Source organism: Sphingomonas zeae, from assembly GCF_014197135.1.
Lineage (GTDB): Bacteria > Pseudomonadota > Alphaproteobacteria > Sphingomonadales > Sphingomonadaceae > Sphingomonas > Sphingomonas zeae.
In genome coordinates this window covers 61,204-76,595 of the sequence record NZ_JACIFA010000005.1, presented here as the reverse complement: position 1 = coordinate 76,595, position 15,392 = coordinate 61,204, and the positions used below count along the sequence as shown (strand labels likewise).

16 protein-coding genes and 1 tRNA gene are annotated in these 15,392 nt (G+C 66.7%); 7 read left to right on the top strand and 10 right to left on the bottom strand.

The window, feature by feature from the left end:
• Window positions 1–71: 71 nt before the first annotated feature.
• On the bottom strand, window positions 72–680 hold the full coding sequence (locus GGR45_RS09030) for an NAD(P)-dependent oxidoreductase (protein ID WP_175311334.1): 609 nt from the start codon (window positions 678–680) through the stop codon (window positions 72–74).
• Between the two features lie 104 nt (window positions 681–784).
• Here GGR45_RS09030 and GGR45_RS09025 point away from each other — a divergent pair, with 104 nt between their 5' ends.
• Window positions 785–1,138: a winged helix-turn-helix transcriptional regulator gene (locus GGR45_RS09025; RefSeq protein WP_175311333.1), complete on the top strand. Its 354-nt coding sequence runs from the start codon at window positions 785–787 to the stop codon at window positions 1,136–1,138.
• Window positions 1,139–1,152: 14 nt separating this feature from the next.
• On the opposite strand, the gene GGR45_RS09020 is transcribed toward GGR45_RS09025, so the two are convergent.
• A complete protein-coding gene (locus tag GGR45_RS09020; RefSeq protein WP_175311332.1) occupies window positions 1,153–2,592 on the bottom strand; it encodes an NAD-dependent succinate-semialdehyde dehydrogenase in 1,440 nt (479 codons plus the stop codon).
• Window positions 2,593–2,796: 204 nt separating this feature from the next.
• On the opposite strand from GGR45_RS09020, the gene GGR45_RS09015 reads away from it, so the two are divergent.
• The 6 genes from GGR45_RS09015 (at window position 2,797) to GGR45_RS08990 (ending at window position 8,256) form a co-directional block, all read left to right on the top strand.
• Window positions 2,797–3,828 carry a sulfate ABC transporter substrate-binding protein gene (locus GGR45_RS09015; RefSeq protein WP_281394120.1) on the top strand — a complete coding sequence of 344 codons (1,032 nt, stop codon included), beginning with the start codon at window positions 2,797–2,799 and terminating at the stop codon, window positions 3,826–3,828.
• Window positions 3,829–3,832: 4 nt separating this feature from the next.
• Window positions 3,833–4,663 (top strand): sulfate ABC transporter permease subunit CysT, encoded by an 831-nt coding sequence (gene cysT, locus GGR45_RS09010; protein ID WP_175311331.1) that lies wholly within the window; start codon window positions 3,833–3,835, stop codon window positions 4,661–4,663.
• The gene (gene cysW / locus GGR45_RS09005) at window positions 4,660–5,505 is read left to right on the top strand and encodes a sulfate ABC transporter permease subunit CysW (RefSeq protein WP_175311330.1); all 846 of its coding nucleotides are present in this window, start codon (window positions 4,660–4,662) and stop codon (window positions 5,503–5,505) included. Before cysT ends, cysW begins: the two co-directional genes overlap by 4 nt.
• A complete protein-coding gene (locus tag GGR45_RS09000; RefSeq protein ID WP_175311329.1) occupies window positions 5,502–6,536 on the top strand; it encodes a sulfate/molybdate ABC transporter ATP-binding protein in 1,035 nt (344 codons plus the stop codon). The genes cysW and GGR45_RS09000 overlap by 4 nt, the downstream gene beginning before the upstream one ends.
• Window positions 6,537–6,688: 152 nt before the next feature.
• Window positions 6,689–8,068 (top strand): phospholipase D-like domain-containing protein, encoded by a 1,380-nt coding sequence (locus GGR45_RS08995; protein WP_175311484.1) that lies wholly within the window; start codon window positions 6,689–6,691, stop codon window positions 8,066–8,068.
• Window positions 8,068–8,256: a DUF4169 family protein gene (locus tag GGR45_RS08990; protein WP_175311328.1), complete on the top strand. Its 189-nt coding sequence runs from the start codon at window positions 8,068–8,070 to the stop codon at window positions 8,254–8,256. The genes GGR45_RS08995 and GGR45_RS08990 overlap by 1 nt, the downstream gene beginning before the upstream one ends.
• Window positions 8,257–8,370: 114 nt before the next feature.
• Here GGR45_RS08990 and GGR45_RS08985 read toward each other — a convergent pair whose 3' ends face one another.
• The 8 genes from GGR45_RS08985 to GGR45_RS08950 form a co-directional block, all read right to left on the bottom strand.
• Window positions 8,371–9,042, bottom strand: coding sequence for a spermidine synthase (locus tag GGR45_RS08985; RefSeq protein WP_175311327.1), 672 nt, complete (start codon window positions 9,040–9,042; stop codon window positions 8,371–8,373).
• Window positions 9,039–9,401 carry a DUF6481 family protein gene (locus tag GGR45_RS08980; protein WP_175311326.1) on the bottom strand — a complete coding sequence of 121 codons (363 nt, stop codon included), beginning with the start codon at window positions 9,399–9,401 and terminating at the stop codon, window positions 9,039–9,041. The genes GGR45_RS08985 and GGR45_RS08980 overlap by 4 nt, the downstream gene beginning before the upstream one ends.
• Before the next feature lie 79 nt (window positions 9,402–9,480).
• Window positions 9,481–9,556: transfer RNA gene (locus GGR45_RS08975), tRNA-Lys, on the bottom strand.
• Window positions 9,557–9,671: 115 nt separating this feature from the next.
• The gene (gene rodA, locus GGR45_RS08970; protein ID WP_175311325.1) at window positions 9,672–10,784 is read right to left on the bottom strand and encodes a rod shape-determining protein RodA; all 1,113 of its coding nucleotides are present in this window, start codon (window positions 10,782–10,784) and stop codon (window positions 9,672–9,674) included.
• Entirely contained in the window at window positions 10,781–12,847 is a 2,067-nt protein-coding gene (mrdA, locus tag GGR45_RS08965) for a penicillin-binding protein 2 (protein WP_175311324.1), read from the bottom strand. Before mrdA ends, rodA begins: the two co-directional genes overlap by 4 nt.
• A gap of 2 nt (window positions 12,848–12,849) precedes the next feature.
• Complete coding sequence (mreD, locus tag GGR45_RS08960; protein WP_175311323.1) at window positions 12,850–13,374, bottom strand: rod shape-determining protein MreD; 525 nt, start codon at window positions 13,372–13,374, stop codon at window positions 12,850–12,852.
• On the bottom strand, window positions 13,371–14,240 hold the full coding sequence (locus GGR45_RS08955) for a rod shape-determining protein MreC (protein ID WP_175311322.1): 870 nt from the start codon (window positions 14,238–14,240) through the stop codon (window positions 13,371–13,373). Before GGR45_RS08955 ends, mreD begins: the two co-directional genes overlap by 4 nt.
• 24 nt (window positions 14,241–14,264) lie before the next feature.
• On the bottom strand, window positions 14,265–15,305 hold the full coding sequence (locus GGR45_RS08950) for a rod shape-determining protein (RefSeq protein ID WP_042482832.1): 1,041 nt from the start codon (window positions 15,303–15,305) through the stop codon (window positions 14,265–14,267).
• Window positions 15,306–15,392 lie beyond the last annotated feature (87 nt).

Here is a 15,392-nt window from a genome sequence, read left to right as displayed (position 1 = left end):
CCTGCCAAGGGGGTTTTTGACATTTTTCTTGCGGTCGGGACCCGCACCTCGGATCCCGACCCGCTTTAGTCTCAATAGCCGACGGTGAAGCGCTGACGGACATGGCGCGGCTGTTCGATCTCATCGACCAGCGCAATGGCATAGTCCTCGAACGAGATGCTGCTGCCCTGCTCGTTCGACAGGAGCGTGTCGGTGCCGAGCCGAAACTGACCGGTCCGCTCGCCGGAGACGAACATCGCGGAGGGAGACAGGAAGGTCCATTCCAGATCGTGCGCCTCGCGCAGCCGGTCGAGGAAGGCCGCACCCGCGCTGGCCTCCGTCTTATATTCTTCGGGGAAGCCCGGCTGGTCGATCAGCCGTTGGCCGGGCGCGACTTCCAGGCTGCCTGCGCCGCCCACGACCAGATAGCGCAGCACCCCCGAGGCCCGGACCGTGTCGATCAGCTGGGCCGCGTCGGTGACCGAGAAATGGACCGAACTGACGACCACATCATGCCCGCGCAGCGTGTCGGCCAGCGCTTCGGGCGCGTTCACATCGCCTGCCGTCGGGGTGACGCCGGGCAGGGGGGCAATCCGGTCCGTGCCGCGCGCGATGGCGGTCACGGCATGGCCGCGATCCGACAATTCCTTCAGGATGCGCGCGCCTGCATTGCCCGAGGCTCCGATCAGGGCGATCTTCATGGTCTTTCCTTTCCATGGTCCACTTTGTAGACCGTGGAGCTATGCAGAGCGCCGCCGCACCACAAGACGTCATTTTCGAGGGACCAGGTCACACGGGTCTGACCATGCCGCTGACCGGCGAGGGCGGCTGTCCGATCCGCGAGGTGCTGGATCGGATCGGCGATCAGTGGAGTCTGCTTGTCCTCGCCGCGCTGGAGCCAGAGACGTTGCGGTTCAACGTGTTGTTGCGGCGGATCGGCGATGTGTCGAAACAGATGCTGTCGCGGACGCTGCGGCGGCTGGAAGAGGACGGCTTCGTCGAGCGGACGGTCTATCCCGAGGTGCCGCCTCGGGTGGAATATAGCCTCACCGATCTCGGCCGGTCGTTCCTGGAGCCGATGCGCGCGCTGATCCGCTGGGCGGACATGCATCAGCCCGAGGTGGAGGCGGCCCGCGCGGCCTATCGCGCGCGGGCCTGACCCCCATCTTCCCGTCAGGCGATGTGAACCGCCTTGGTGATCATATGGTTGGCGATGCCTTCGGGGCCGTCTTCCGAACCATAGCCGCTTTCCTTGACCCCGCCGAAGGGCGCATCGCCCCAGCTGAGGCGGACGGTGTTGATCGCGACCATGCCCGCCTCGATCTCGTCGCCCAGCTGGTTCTGGCGACGGCCATTCTCGGTGAAGCAATAGGCGCCCAGGCCGAAGGGCAGGCGGTTCGCCTCGGCGATCGCGTCCTCGGTGGTGGCGAAGGGGCGGATCAGCGCGATCGGGCCGAACGGCTCCTCGTTCATGGCCTTGGCGTCGAGCGACACATCGGCCAGCACGGTGGGTGAGAAGAAGAAGCCCTCACCGCCCTTGGCCTCGCCGCCGGTCAGCTTGCGCGCGCCGTTGCGCACCGCGTCCTCGATCATCGCGCCGATCGCCTCGGGGCGGCGGGGGTTGGCCATCGGCCCCATCTGCGTGTCCGAGGACAGGCCATCCCCGATCTTCAGCGCGGCGGCGCGATCGGCAAAGCCCTGGGCGAAGCGTTCGTAAATGCCCTCCTGCACATGGAAGCGGGTGGGCGCGACGCAGACCTGACCGGCATTGCGGAACTTGTGGGTGACGAGCAGGTCGAGCGTCTTGTCGAGATCGCAATCGTCGAACACCAGCACCGGGCCATGGCCGCCGAGTTCCATGGTCGACTTCATCACCGTGTCGGCGGCGAGCTTAAGCAGGTGTTTGCCCACCGGCACCGAACCGGTGAAGCTGAGCTTGCGCGTGACCGGCGAAGCGAGCAGGTGACGCGACACCGCATCGGGCACGCCGAACACCAGCTGGGCCACGTCTCCGGGCAGACCCGCGTCCTGGAAGCAGCGCATGATCGCGATCGCGCTGGCGGGGGTTTCCTCACTGGGCTTCAAGATCACCGAGCAACCAGCGGCGATGGCCGGCGAAATCTTGCGCACCGGGTTCATCACCGGGAAATTCCAGGCGCAGAAGGCAGCGACCGGGCCGACCGGCTGGTGCAGGACCAGCGAGCGCGTGCCGGTGGGACGCGGCAGCACGCGTCCGTAGATGCGCACCGCTTCCCCCGCGTGGAAATCGAGCAACGCGGCGGTCGCGGCGACCTCTCCGCGCGCCTCCACGATCGGCTTGCCCTCCTCCAGCGTGGCGAGGCGGGCGAGTTCCTCGGCCCGTTCACGGACCAGCGCAGCGGTGCGGTGGAGGACGGCGGCGCGCTCCTGCGGGGCCGTCTTTCGCCAATGCTCGAACCCGCGCGCGGCCGCCTCGAGGGCGCGGTCCATATCGGCGGTGGTCGCCAGCGGCAGTTCGCCGAGCGACTGTCCGGTCGCCGGATTCAATACGGGCTGGGATTCGCGCCCCTCGGCGCCCAACCATTCGCCCGCGATATAAAGGCCGTTTGCTACATCAAGCTGCGGGGTGGTCATGCGTGTCCTTTCCGACTCGGTGAGGAAAATATGGGCCGCAGATCGTCCCTGTCCGTCGCCGATGCAAGGTCGCGCAAAGCCAGACCGGGCTTCTGTCAGGGTCAAGGGAGCAAAAGCAGGGCTTTGTGCGTCCCAAGCTTTACGGCATTTCCTATCGGGGCGATCGAGATAGGTTACGCGCCGTAACGAAAGGGACGGGTCCAGATGCGAGCACCATTTCCGGCCGTGATGGCCGCGTTGATGATCGGGACGATCGGCCTGTCCGCCTGCTCGGGCGGGGGCAGCAACGGCAAAGGCTCGGTCGAGCTGCTGAACGTCAGCTATGACCCGACGCGCGAACTGTATAAGGACGTCAACGCCGCCTTCGCCAAGCGGTGGAAGGACAAGACCGGCCAGACCGTCTCGTTCCGGATGAGCCATGGCGGATCGGGCAAGCAATCCCGCTCGGTGATCGATGGTTTGTCGGCGGATGTGGTGACGCTCGCGCTGGGCTATGACATCGACGCCATGGCGGAGCGAGCCAAGCTGCTTCCGGCCAATTGGCAGAGCCGGTTGCCCGACAATAGCGCGCCCTATACCTCGACGATCGTGTTCCTGGTGCGCAAGGGCAATCCGAAGGGCATTCGTGACTGGCCCGATCTGGTGAAGCCGGGCGTGCAGGTCATCACCCCCAGCCCCAAGACCAGCGGCGGCGCGCGGTGGAATTTCCTGGCGGCCTGGGCCTATGGCAAGAAGGCGGGCGGCTCGGACGCCGCGGCGCAGAAATATGTCGCCAACCTCTATTCGCATGTGCCGGTGCTGGACTCCGGCGCCCGCGGGGCGACGACGACTTTTGTCGAGCGCGGCCTGGGCGATGTGCTGATCGCCTGGGAGAATGAGGCTTTGCTGTCCGAGAAGGAATTGGGCGCGGGCAAGTTCGACATTGTCGTACCATCCATCTCGGTCTTGGCCGAGCCGCCGGTCGCCGTCGTCGACGCCAATGCCAAGGCGCATGGTACCGAGCGGGCCGCCACCGAATATCTGAACTTCCTCTACACGCCCGAGGGGCAGGAGATCGTCGCACGGAATTTCTATCGCCCGCGCGATCAAGCGGTAATGGCCCGCCATGCAGCAACCTTCCCCAAGCTGGATATGGTGACGATCCAGGACTTCGGCGGTTGGGGCGCCGCGCAAAAGCGGTTCTTTGCGGATGGCGGCGTGTTCGACGCCATCTATGGCGGCGGCAAGCGGCGTTGATGGCATGAGGCGTTCCAAGCAGCGGTCGGCGCTGCCCGGCTTCGGCCTGACCATGGGGATGACCCTGTTCTGGCTGGGACTGGTCGTTCTGGTCCCGCTTTCCGCGCTCGTCATCCGGGCGGCGGGTATGGGCTGGGCGGGCTTCGCCGAGGTCGGACTGTCGCCGCGGGCGTTGGCCGCCTATCGTTTGAGCTTCGGCGCGGCGCTGGCGGCGGCGGCGATCAACGCGGTGTTCGGGTTGCTGATCGCGTGGATACTCGTCCGCTATGAATTTCCCGGCAAGAAGCTGATCGACGCGGCGGTGGACCTGCCCTTCGCGCTTCCGACCGCCGTGGCGGGCATCGCGCTGGTGTCGCTCTATTCGGACAATGGCTGGGTCGGGTCGCTGCTCGCGCCGCTGGGGATCAAGGTCGCCTATACGCCATTGGGGGTAACAATCGCTTTGGTTTTCATAGGTTTGCCGTTCATTGTTCGCTCGGTCCAACCGGTTCTCGCGGATCTGGGCCGGGACGTTGAGGAGGCTGCCGCGACGCTGGGCGCGACGCGCGGACAGACATTTCGACGCGTCATCCTGCCCGCCATCCTGCCCGCGCTACTGACCGGCTTCGCGTTAGCCTTCGCACGCGGGGTAGGGGAATATGGCTCGATCATCTTCATTGCGGGCAACATGCCGTTCAAGTCGGAGATCGCGCCGCTGCTGATCATCACGCAGCTCGAACAATTCGATTATGACGGTGCGACGGCCATCGCCTGCGTGATGCTGGTCCTGTCCTTTGCGATGCTGTTGTTCGTCAATCTGCTCCAGGCCTGGCGTGCCAGACGGGGGACGCGATGAGCGGTTCCCATCCCACCACTGTTGAGAGCCCGTGGGCGCGGCGCGCGCTGATCGGCGTCGGCTTCCTGTTCCTGGCGCTGTTCCTTTTTCTGCCGCTTGTCATGGTCTTCGCGGGCGCACTCGCGAAGGGATGGCAGGTGTTTTTCGACGCGTTGGTGGACCCGGACGCCCTGGCGGCGATCCGCCTGACTCTGTTGGTCGCGGGGATTTCCGTGCCGGTCAACGCGGTGTTCGGGGTGGCGGCGGCCTGGGCGATCGCCAAATTCGACTTTCGCGGAAAAAGCCTGCTCATCTCGCTGATCGACTTGCCCTTTTCGGTATCGCCGGTGGTATCGGGCCTCGTTTTCGTCCTGCTGTTCGGCGCGCAGGGATGGCTGGGGCCGTGGCTCACCGAACATGGCGTGCGGATCATCTTCGCCGTGCCGGGCATCGTGCTGGCTACCGTCTTCGTGACCTTTCCCTTCGTCGCCCGAGAGCTGATCCCGCTGATGGCGGAGCAGGGGCGTGACGACGAGGAAGCGGCGCGCTCGCTGGCGGCGACCGGTTGGCAGACCTTCTGGCACGTCACCCTCCCCAATATCCGCTGGGGCCTGCTTTATGGCGTACTGTTATGCAACGCGCGGGCGATGGGGGAATTCGGCGCGGTATCCGTCGTGTCGGGGCATATTCGAGGGCTCACCAACACCATGCCGCTGCATGTCGAAATCCTGTACAATGAATATGACTTTGTCGGCGCGTTTGCGGTGGCGTCTCTGCTCGCCTCCCTCGCGCTGGTGACTTTGGGAGTGAAGACCGTGCTGGAATGGCGTTTCGGCATCCACCGGGCGGGAGCCGCGCATTGAGCATCGTCGTCGAGAATATCTCCCGCCGCTTCGGCGGCTTCACTGCGCTGGACCGCATTACCCTGGAAACGAGGCCGGGCGAGTTCCTCGCGCTTCTGGGGCCATCGGGATCGGGCAAGACCACGCTGCTGCGAACCATCGCCGGGCTGGATTTCGCGGATGAAGGGCATGTCCTGTTCGATGGGCAGGACATGACCGGCACCCCGGCCGTCGAGCGGCGGATCGGCTTCGTGTTCCAGAATTATGCGCTCTTCCGGCACATGACGGTCGCGCAGAACATCAGCTTCGGTCTGACGGTGCGCAAGCGGCGTGACCGGCCAACCAAGGCGGCGATCGCGGCGAAGGTCGCCGAGTTGCTGGAACTGATCCAGTTGCCCGAGCTGGGCGACCGCTACCCGGCGCAATTGTCGGGCGGTCAGCGGCAGCGTGTGGCGCTGGCCCGCGCGCTCGCGATCGAACCGCGGCTGCTGCTGCTCGACGAACCCTTTGGTGCGCTCGATGCCCAGGTGCGCAAGGACCTCCGAAGCTGGCTGCGGCGTATCCATGACGAGACGGGGCTGACTTCGATCTTCGTGACGCATGATCAGGAAGAAGCTTTGGAGATCGCCGACCGCATCGTCGTGATGCGCGGTGGCGTGATCGAACAGATCGGCACGCCCGCCGAAGTGCAGGGCGCGCCTGCCACGGCCTTCGTTTCGTCCTTCATCGGCGAGACGAATCGCCTGCCCGTCACGCGTCGCGACGGTGCGGCCGTCATTGGCGACGCACTGGCGACGCTGCCTGACGAAGCGCAGGGGCGGGGGCCGGGCGAAATTCATATTCGTCCGCATGATGTCGAGCTGGCCGAGCCGGGCGATGCGGCTGCGTTGCCTGTCACCGTGCTGGCCAGCCGACCCATTGGCCGGTCCCGCCGGATCACGGCGCAGGTGGTCGGCATGGCCGAGCCCCTGACCATCGACCTGCCCGTCGCGGTCGAGGCCAGCCCCGGCCAGCAACTGGCGGTCCGCCCTGTGCGCTACCGAATCTTCTGAGCGCCCCCTAGCGCATGATCCCCTGACAGTTTGCGGATGTCGGCGGTTTCGCTATTTGCCAGCGGAGGCCGCCCGGGCATGACGCGGCGGCAACAGGGAGATCGCGGTTGAGGGTCGGACAGGAATGCTGGCGGATCGAGCAGGCCGACCGGATGGCGGTTATCATCGATGCGGAGAATTATTTCCGCATGGCCCGCCGCGCCATGCTGAATGCACGGCGTCGGATTTTGCTGATCGGCTGGGATTTCGATGCGCGTATCGTCCTCGACCATGACGAGGCGCCGGGCGAAACGGTGGGCGACTTCATCTATTCGCTCGTCCAGCGCCAGCCCGATCTGGAGATTTTCCTGCTCCGCTGGGATACGGGCGCGATCAAGTCGCTGTTCCGAGGGCGGACCTTCTTCACCGTCATGAAGTGGATGGCACATGCCCGCATCCACACCAAGCTCGACGGCCATCACCCGATCGCCGCGTCGCATCACCAGAAGATCGTCATCATCGACGACCAGCTCGCCTTTTGCGGCGGGATCGACATGACGAGCGAGCGCTGGGACACATGCGCGCACCATGACGACGATCCCTGTCGCAAGCGGCCCGGCGGCCGGCCCTACAAGCCGTGGCACGACGCGATCAGCGCGGTGGAAGGCCCGGTGACCCATGCGCTGGGCGAGCTGTTCCGCGAGCGATGGCACGCCGCCGGCGGCAAGCCGATGGGGCCGCCAGTACCGGGCGCCAGTTGCTGGCCCGAGGGGTTGCAGCCTGACTTCACCGACCAGCCTGTCGCGATCGCCCGGACCATGCCGGAGATGGACGATCAGGCCGCCGTGCACGAGAATGAGGCATTGTTCCTCGCCCAGATCGCGCGGGCCAAGCGCTATGTCTATATCGAGAGTCAGTATTTCGCCTCGCGCCGGGTGGCCGAGGCGATCGCCCGGCGGTTGGACGAGGAGCGGGGGCCGGATTTCGTCATCATCAACCCGCTGACGGCACAAGGGTGGCTGGAGCCGATCGCGATGGACACGGCGCGCGCCCGGCTGGTCGAGGCGCTGCGGCGGCGCGACCGGCATGGCCGGCTGCGGCTCTATCACCCGTTCACGGCGGGCGGCGAGGCGATCTATTGCCATGCCAAGATCCTGATCGCCGACGATGAGGTGTTCCGACTGGGCTCGTCCAATCTCAACAACCGCTCGATGCGGCTCGATACCGAGTGCGACCTGGCGATCGCGGCCGAGGCGGACAGCGCGGCGGGGCGGCGCATCGCGGCGATCCGCGACGAACTGTTGGCCGAGCATCTGGGCGTGGCGCCAAAGCAGGTCGGCGAGGCGATCGCCCGCACGGGCTCGTTGATCGCGGCCGTCGAGGTGTTGCGCGGGCAGCCGGGACGGACCCTGCGCCCCTATGAAGTGCCCGACCTGTCCAGCGTCGAGGAATGGCTGGCCGATAACGAAGTGCTCGACCCGGAAGGCCCGGACGAGATGTTCGAGGCGTTCAGCCAGCGCAAGGGGCTGTTCCGGCGGCTGCGGCGGCGCTGATGGGGGACATCGTCAACTTCCGTCAGGCGCGCAAAGGGCTGGCACGCAAGCAGGCCGATCAGCAGGCGGCGGAGAACCGGGCGAAGTTCGGCCGCACCAAGGCGGAGAAGCAGCGGGAGGCGGCCGAGCAGGAGCGGCTGCGTCGAGAACTAGACGGCGCCAAGCTACACGAAATTCCTCCCCTGTAAGGGGAGGGGGACCATGCAAGGCATGGTGGAGGGGTGTACCCTTTCGATAGTGGGACACCCCTCCGTCGCGCTGCGCGCGCCACCTCCCCTTACAGGGGAGGAATGGAGTAGATGTTATCGCGGTGTCGCGAACCAGATGGTGTGGGTCGCGCCCTTGCCATTCTCGCGCGCCCGCACCTTGACCTCGTCGACCAGGAAGCCCGCGCGTGACAGTCGCCGGGTGAAGACCGGATCGGGGGCGGCCGACCAGATCGCCAGCACGCCGCCAGGTCGCAGCGCGACCCGCGCTTCGTCCAGCCCGCGGTTCGAATAGAGTCCGTCATTGGCCGGGCGGGTCAGTCCGTCGGGGCCGTTGTCGACGTCGAGCAGGATCGCGTCATACGCCCCGCGCCCGGCATAGATGGCATTGCCGACATCGCCCATGGCCAGCGTGACGCGGGGATCGTCCAGGCACCCGGCGGTCAATTCCGCCATCGGCCCGCGCGCCCATTCGATGATGCCGGGGACCAGCTCGGCCACCGTCACCCGCGCATCGCGGCCGAGGCGAGCCAGCACCGCGCGCAGCGTGAAGCCCATGCCATAGCCGCCGATCAGCAGATGCGGCGCGTTACGCCCGCCCAGCCGGTCGCAGGTCATCGTGCCGAGCGCGACTTCCGAGCCGCTCATCCGCGTGCTCATCAGCTCGTTGCGGTCGAGCACGATCATGAAGTCCTTGCCCCGGCGGAACAGTCGCAGGGGCTCGCCGCCCGGCACCTCGGCGATGCCCAGCAGCTCGCGTGGGGTCACTTGCCCTGACGCGCCTTGCGAGCGGCGTAGCGGGCGTCGCGCGCGGCCTTCAGCTCGGCGGCGGTGGGGACCACAGGCGGGCGCGCCGCGGCGGCAGCGGCCTCTGCGGCGGCTTCCGCTTCGGCCTTTGCCTGGGCACGGGCTTCCTCGCGGGCGGCCTTTTCCTGCTCGATCGCGGCCTTGTGGGCAGCGCGACGCTCGGCCTCGGCGGCCTCCTTGGCCTCGCGCGCAGCAGCGCGGGCGGCCACCACGGCGGGGTCGGGCGCGGCCTTGTTCCGCAACTTCTCGAGCGCGGCCGCCTTTGCGTCGCGCGATGCCGATGCGCGATCGGCGAAACCCGGAACCTTATATCCTGCCATCAATCCTTCATCCCGCTGATGGGCCACCAGGGACCCAATGCACAACGGCCCCGCATCGCTGCGGAGCCGTTGAAAAAACTGGTGGACGCACTTGGGCTCGAACCAAGGACCCGCTGATTAAGAGTCAGCTGCTCTACCAACTGAGCTATGCGTCCGTTCGTCACGCTCGTCAGGCCGTCCGGCGGCCCGCCTCGTGATCGGGAGGCGCGCCTTTAGCAGTCCCTTGCCGCTTTGCAAATGCTTTTTGCAATCGGAGGGCGCTTTTTCGCCCTACCAACGCGCAGGCCGACGATTTTCGCGGTCGATCGCCATCAATATGCCCAGACACAACAGAACCGTCATTTGCGACGAGCCGCCATAACTGACCAGGGGCAGGGGAATGCCGACGACCGGTGCCAGGCCCATGACCATCATCAGATTGACCATCACGTAAATGAAAATGGTCGTGGACAGCCCCGCCGCCGCCAGCCGGGCAAAGCGCGACGGCGCGGCCTGCGCCACGTTCAGCCCCCAGCGGATGACCAGGATGAACGCCAGGATGAGGAAGCAGCCGCCGACTAGCCCCCATTCCTCCGCCATGGTCGCGAAGACGAAGTCGGTATGACCCTCGGGCAAATAGTCGAGATGGCTCTGGGTGCCGTTCAGGAAGCCCTTGCCCCAGATGCCGCCCGAGCCGATCGCGATCTTCGACTGGCTGATATGATAGCCGGTGCCCAGCGGATCGCTTTCGGGATCGAGGAAGATCAGCACGCGGTTGCGCTGATAATCGTGCAGCAGGAAATTGACCGCCAGCGGCGCCATCACCGCCAGCGCCATCGCCCCGCCGATGAACAGGCGCAGCGGCACCCCCGCCAGGAACATGACCGTCGCGCCGCCCGCGCAGATCATCAGCGCGGTGCCGAGATCGGGCTGTTTCATGACGAGCGCGGCCGGCACTGCGATCATCGCCGCGACCGGCCATATGCCCGAGAAACGCCGCGTCTCTGCCGGGGGCATCAACTCGTAGAAACGCGCGGCGCCCAGCACGATGAACAGCTTCATCAACTCGGAGGGCTGAAGGCGGATGAAGCCCACGTCCAGCCATCGCTGGCTGCCGCCGCGCACCGCGCCCAGGAGTTCGACCAGCACCAGCGCGACGACCAGGATCAGATAGCCCGGCATGGCGATACGCCGCCACAGGTCGAGCGGCAGGCGCGACAACATCAGCGATCCCGCCAGCAGGACGAAGAAGCGTACCCCCTGCGGCTTGGCCCAGGGGGTCAGCGATCCGCCCGCCGCCGAATAAAGGACGACCAGTCCGAAACACCCGATCGCGGTGACGAGCAGGATGACGCGCCACGGCAGCTGCGCGATCGGTTCGGGAATGATGCGGGGGCCGCTCATGGATTGGGGTCCGCCGTATCTTCGGGATCGGTTTCACGGGTGGCCATCGCCTCGGCCTGCGCGTCCGAGACGTTGGTCGCGGCTTCGACGGCCGGCGCGTCGGTCGCGGCGCCGGCATCGGTCTTGGTCGCTGCGGAAGCGGGCTTGGGCGAATGGGCCGCGCGATAGGCGGCCTCGTCGGCGCGCATCCGGGTGGCGATGTCGCCGCCCCAGGTCGGCTCGTCCTGCGCCAGCGAAGCGAGCGCGCGGTCGCGGTCGAACAGATAGGTCATGATGTCGCGCCCGATCAGCGGTGTGTCCAAATTGCGCACGGTATGGCCATTATGCTCCAGCACCACGGCGGCCGCATAGCGTGGATTGTCGGCGGGGGCGAAACAGACGAACAGAGCGTGGTCGCGCAGTTTGAAGGGAAGTTGGCCGTTCTTCAGCACCCCCATGCGCCGCTCGGCCATGGTGATGCGGCGGACCTGGGCGGTGCCGGTCTTGGCCGCAAGGCTGACGCCGGGCACCAGCATCCGCGCCGCGCCGCCGGTGCCGCCCTGATTGACCACGCCGAACATCGCGTCGCGCACGATCGCCAGATGCTCGGAGGCGACGGGCAGGGCAGGAGCGTCGAGATGGACCTGATGCGCCAACATGCTGGGCGCCAGATGCCGCCCCGATGCGAGCCGTGCCGCCATGACCGCCAGCTGGAGCGGATTGGCCAGCACATAACCTTGCCCGATCGAGGCGTTCAGGCCGTCGGCCACGGTCCATTTCGTCTTGTATTTCTTTAGCTTCCACGCCGAATCTGGCACGGTGCCATACCGCTGCGTACTCAGCGGCAGGTCGAATTTCTGCCCCAGCCCCAGCATCCGCGCGACCGGCGCGATCCGGTCATAGCCCATGCGGCGGATCATCTCGTAGAAATAGATGTCGCAGCTCTGCTCGATCGCACCCTTCAGGTTGAGTGCGCCGTGGCCGCCCCGCTTATGACAGTGGAAGACGCCGGTGCCGACCCGCATCGCGCCGGTGCACAATATCCGGTCGTTTGCCCCGACCCCGGCTTCCAGCAGCGCCAGGCCGTTCATCGGCTTGACCGTCGAGCCCGGCGGATAGAGGCCCTGCGTGACCTTGTTCATCAAGGGCACATGGTCGTTTTCCGACAGCATCGCCCATTCCAGATGGCTGATCCCGTCCGAAAAGCTGTTGGGGTCGTAGGCGGGCATCGACACCATCGCCAGCGTTTCGCCGGTGCGGCAGTCGAGCACCACCGCCGAACCCGAATTGGTGCCCAGGCGGCGTGCGGCATATTCCTGCAGCCCCGCATCGATGGTCAGGCGAATGTTACGGCCGGGTGTATCGGGACGGGTGGCGAGTTCGGCCACGACCTTACCCCGCGCCGTCACCTCGACGCGCTTGGCGCCGGGCTTGCCGCGCAAGTAAGGCTCCAGCATCTTTTCCAGCCCGTCCTTGCCCAGCTTGAATCCGGGGGTGACGAGCAACTGGTCGTGGGTGGCCTTGAACTGTTCAGCCGACGGCGTGCCGACATAGCCGGTCAGATGCGCAACGGCAGGCCCGGCGGGGTAGAAGCGTGCGAACCCCCGTGTCGGCTGCACACCCGGCAGCTCGGGCAGGCGGACGCTCACCGCCGCGAAACGTTCCCAGTCCAGCCGCTCGGCGACCTGCACCGGCTGGAACCCGGCGGCGTGCTCAAGGTCGAGGCGGATGCGGTTCATCGCCTCGTCGTCGAGCTTCAGAATTTGGCGAAGCAACGCCAACACCCGGTCCTTGTCCTCCAGCCGGTCGGGAATGATGTCGACGCGAAAGTCGGTGCGATTGTTGGCGATGGGCACCCCGTGCCGGTCGATCAGCCAGCCGCGACGCGGCGGGATCATCGTCGTGTTGACGCGGTTGCTCTCGGAAAGAAGATTATACTTCTCGTTCTGCGCGATCGACAGCCACGCCATGCGCCCGGCGAGCAACAGGCCGACGCCCGCCTGGGCCGTGCCCAGCACGAAGGCGCGGCGCGAAAAACTATAGGCCTGCGCGGCCTCGGTCATGATCCGGCCGGGGCGATCCATGTTCAGACCCCTACCTCATTCCGGCCGCGTTTGCGATCGATCCACGCGACCAGCCGTGTCGCCATGGGGAACAGCAGCACGGTGATGGCGATCTGGATCACCAGGGGCGCATCGACCTGTGCCTCCACCGGTACCGCCAGGAAGCGCCCCGCGATCAGGCAGAAGGCGATGGCCCCGCTGGCGATCAACCAGTCCTGCCAGAAATCCCGAAACACCAGGCGGTGTTCGAATAGATCGATGGCCAGTGAGGTCAGCGACCAGAGCAGCATCGCCGAACCCAGCGGCTGGCCGGATACCAGATCGTCGAACAGCCCCAGCGGCGCGGCGGCCCAGAGCCGCAGCGCGAACCGGGCGACCAACCGCCAGGCGAGCAGCATCAATAGCCCCATCGGCGGCTGCAACGGCACGATCGCCACCACCGGGACGATCGCGGTCAGCGATCCAGCCATCACGGTCAGCCACGGCAGCGCACGGGCGCGGGCGGGGGGCAGTCCGGGGTCGAAGGGATTATAGGCGTCGAGGGTCACGGCCGGGGTGCCGGCGCCGATGGCGGCATCGGCATGAAGGCGCGCTGAACGATCGCAAAATCCAGCGTGTCGGGATGGATGAACGGCCGCGCCACCGCTACGTCGCCGCCATTCGTGCGGACGCGCGCGACCGGGATATTGGGCGCATATAGGCCGCCCGTGCCAGAGGTCACGAACAGGTCGCCCTTGCCCAACCGGACATTGGTGGCAACCGACCGGACGTCGAGCGTCCCGTCGCCGCGTCCGACCGCGATGGCGGGCATACCGTCACGGGTGCGTCGCACCGGGACGATGCTCTCGGGATCGGTCAGCAGCAGGACGCGCGCGGCGGCGGGGCCTGCCTCGGTCACGCGACCGATCAGGCCCTCCGGCCCGCGCACCGCCATGCCGGGTTCCACGCCCTGCCAGCGGCCCGCGTTCAGCAATGCGAAGCGGCGGCCGCTCGATCCCGTCGAACTGACCAGCCGCGCGGTCACGACCGCATCGGGCGTCCGCTCACGTACTGCGAGCAAGCGGCGCAGCCGGCGATTGTCATAGGCGATGGTGCGCGCGGTCAGCAGCAAATCGCGCGACCGTTCCAATTCGGCGCGGAGCCGGTCATTTTCGGAATGGACGAAGAAATAATGGCCGATCGTGTCGGGCACGCCGCTGATCGCGTCGCCCGCCGCGACGAAGGCGCCGGAAATGGGCGCGGTCACACTGCCCAGCGTCATGCGCAACGCGCCGAAGGCGGGCGGGTTGAAGGTCGATGCGACAAGCAGCACCGCGCCCACCACCGCACCCGCCACCGCGAGCACATAGGCCAGGAAAGCTCCATATTGCCGCCGTCGCGAAAAGCCGGTGCGACGGTCGCGGGCGGGCGCCATGCGCCGGTCCCCTTATGCTGGAGGTTAGCCGTTCAGCAGGACGCCGCGATACATCGGGTCTTCCAGCGCACGGCCGGTGCCCAGCGCCACGCAGGTCAGCGGATCCTCCGCGACGGTCACCGGCAGCCCGGTTTCGTCACGCAGCACCTCGTCCAACCCTTCGAGCAGCGCGCCGCCGCCCGTCAGGACGATGCCCTGGTCGACGATATCGGCGGCCAGTTCGGGGGCGGTGTTTTCCAAAGCGACGCGGACGCCCTCGACGATGGTCGCGACCGGTTCGGACAGGGCCTCGGCGATCTGGCCCTGGTTGATCTGGATTTCCTTGGGCACGCCGTTGACGAGGTCGCGACCCTTGATCTGGATGGTCACGCCGATGCCGTCCGCCGGAGGACGCGCGATGCCGACTTCCTGCTTGATCCGCTCGGCCGTCGCTTCGCCGATCAAGAGGTTATGGTTGCGGCGGACATAGGAGACGATCGACTCGTCCATCTTGTCACCGCCGACGCGCACGCTCGTGGTGTAGGCGAGGCCCCGGAGAGACAGCACCGCGACCTCGGTCGTGCCGCCGCCGATGTCGACGACCATCGAGCCGATCGGCTCGGTGACGGGCATGTCGGCGCCGATCGCGGCGGCCATCGGCTCCTCGATCAGGAAGACCTGGCTCGCACCCGCGTTCGAGGCGGCGTCGCGGATCGCGCGGCGTTCCACCTTGGTCGAACCCGACGGCACGCAGATCACGATTTCCGGCCAGCGCGCGAACTTGCGAGGGCCGTGCACCTTCAGGATGAAGTGCTTGATCATCTGTTCGGCGACGTCGATGTCCGCGATGACGCCGTCGCGCAACGGGCGGATCGCCTCGATATTGCCCGGCGTCTTGCCCATCATCAGCTTGGCGTCGTCGCCGACCGCCTTCACCCGCTTGATGCCGTTGATCGTCTCGACCGCGACGACGGACGGCTCGTTGAGCACGATGCCGCGTCCGCGGACATAGACCACGGTATTCGCGGTGCCGAGGTCGATCGCCATGTCTTGCGACATGAATTTCAGGAAGCGAGGAAGGGGCATCGAGGCTTTCGTTCCGTCTGGTGGAGCGGGTGGGCACGTTTCATATCCCGAACCGCCGCCAAGAGCCGTCACAGGCGCCTGCACCGT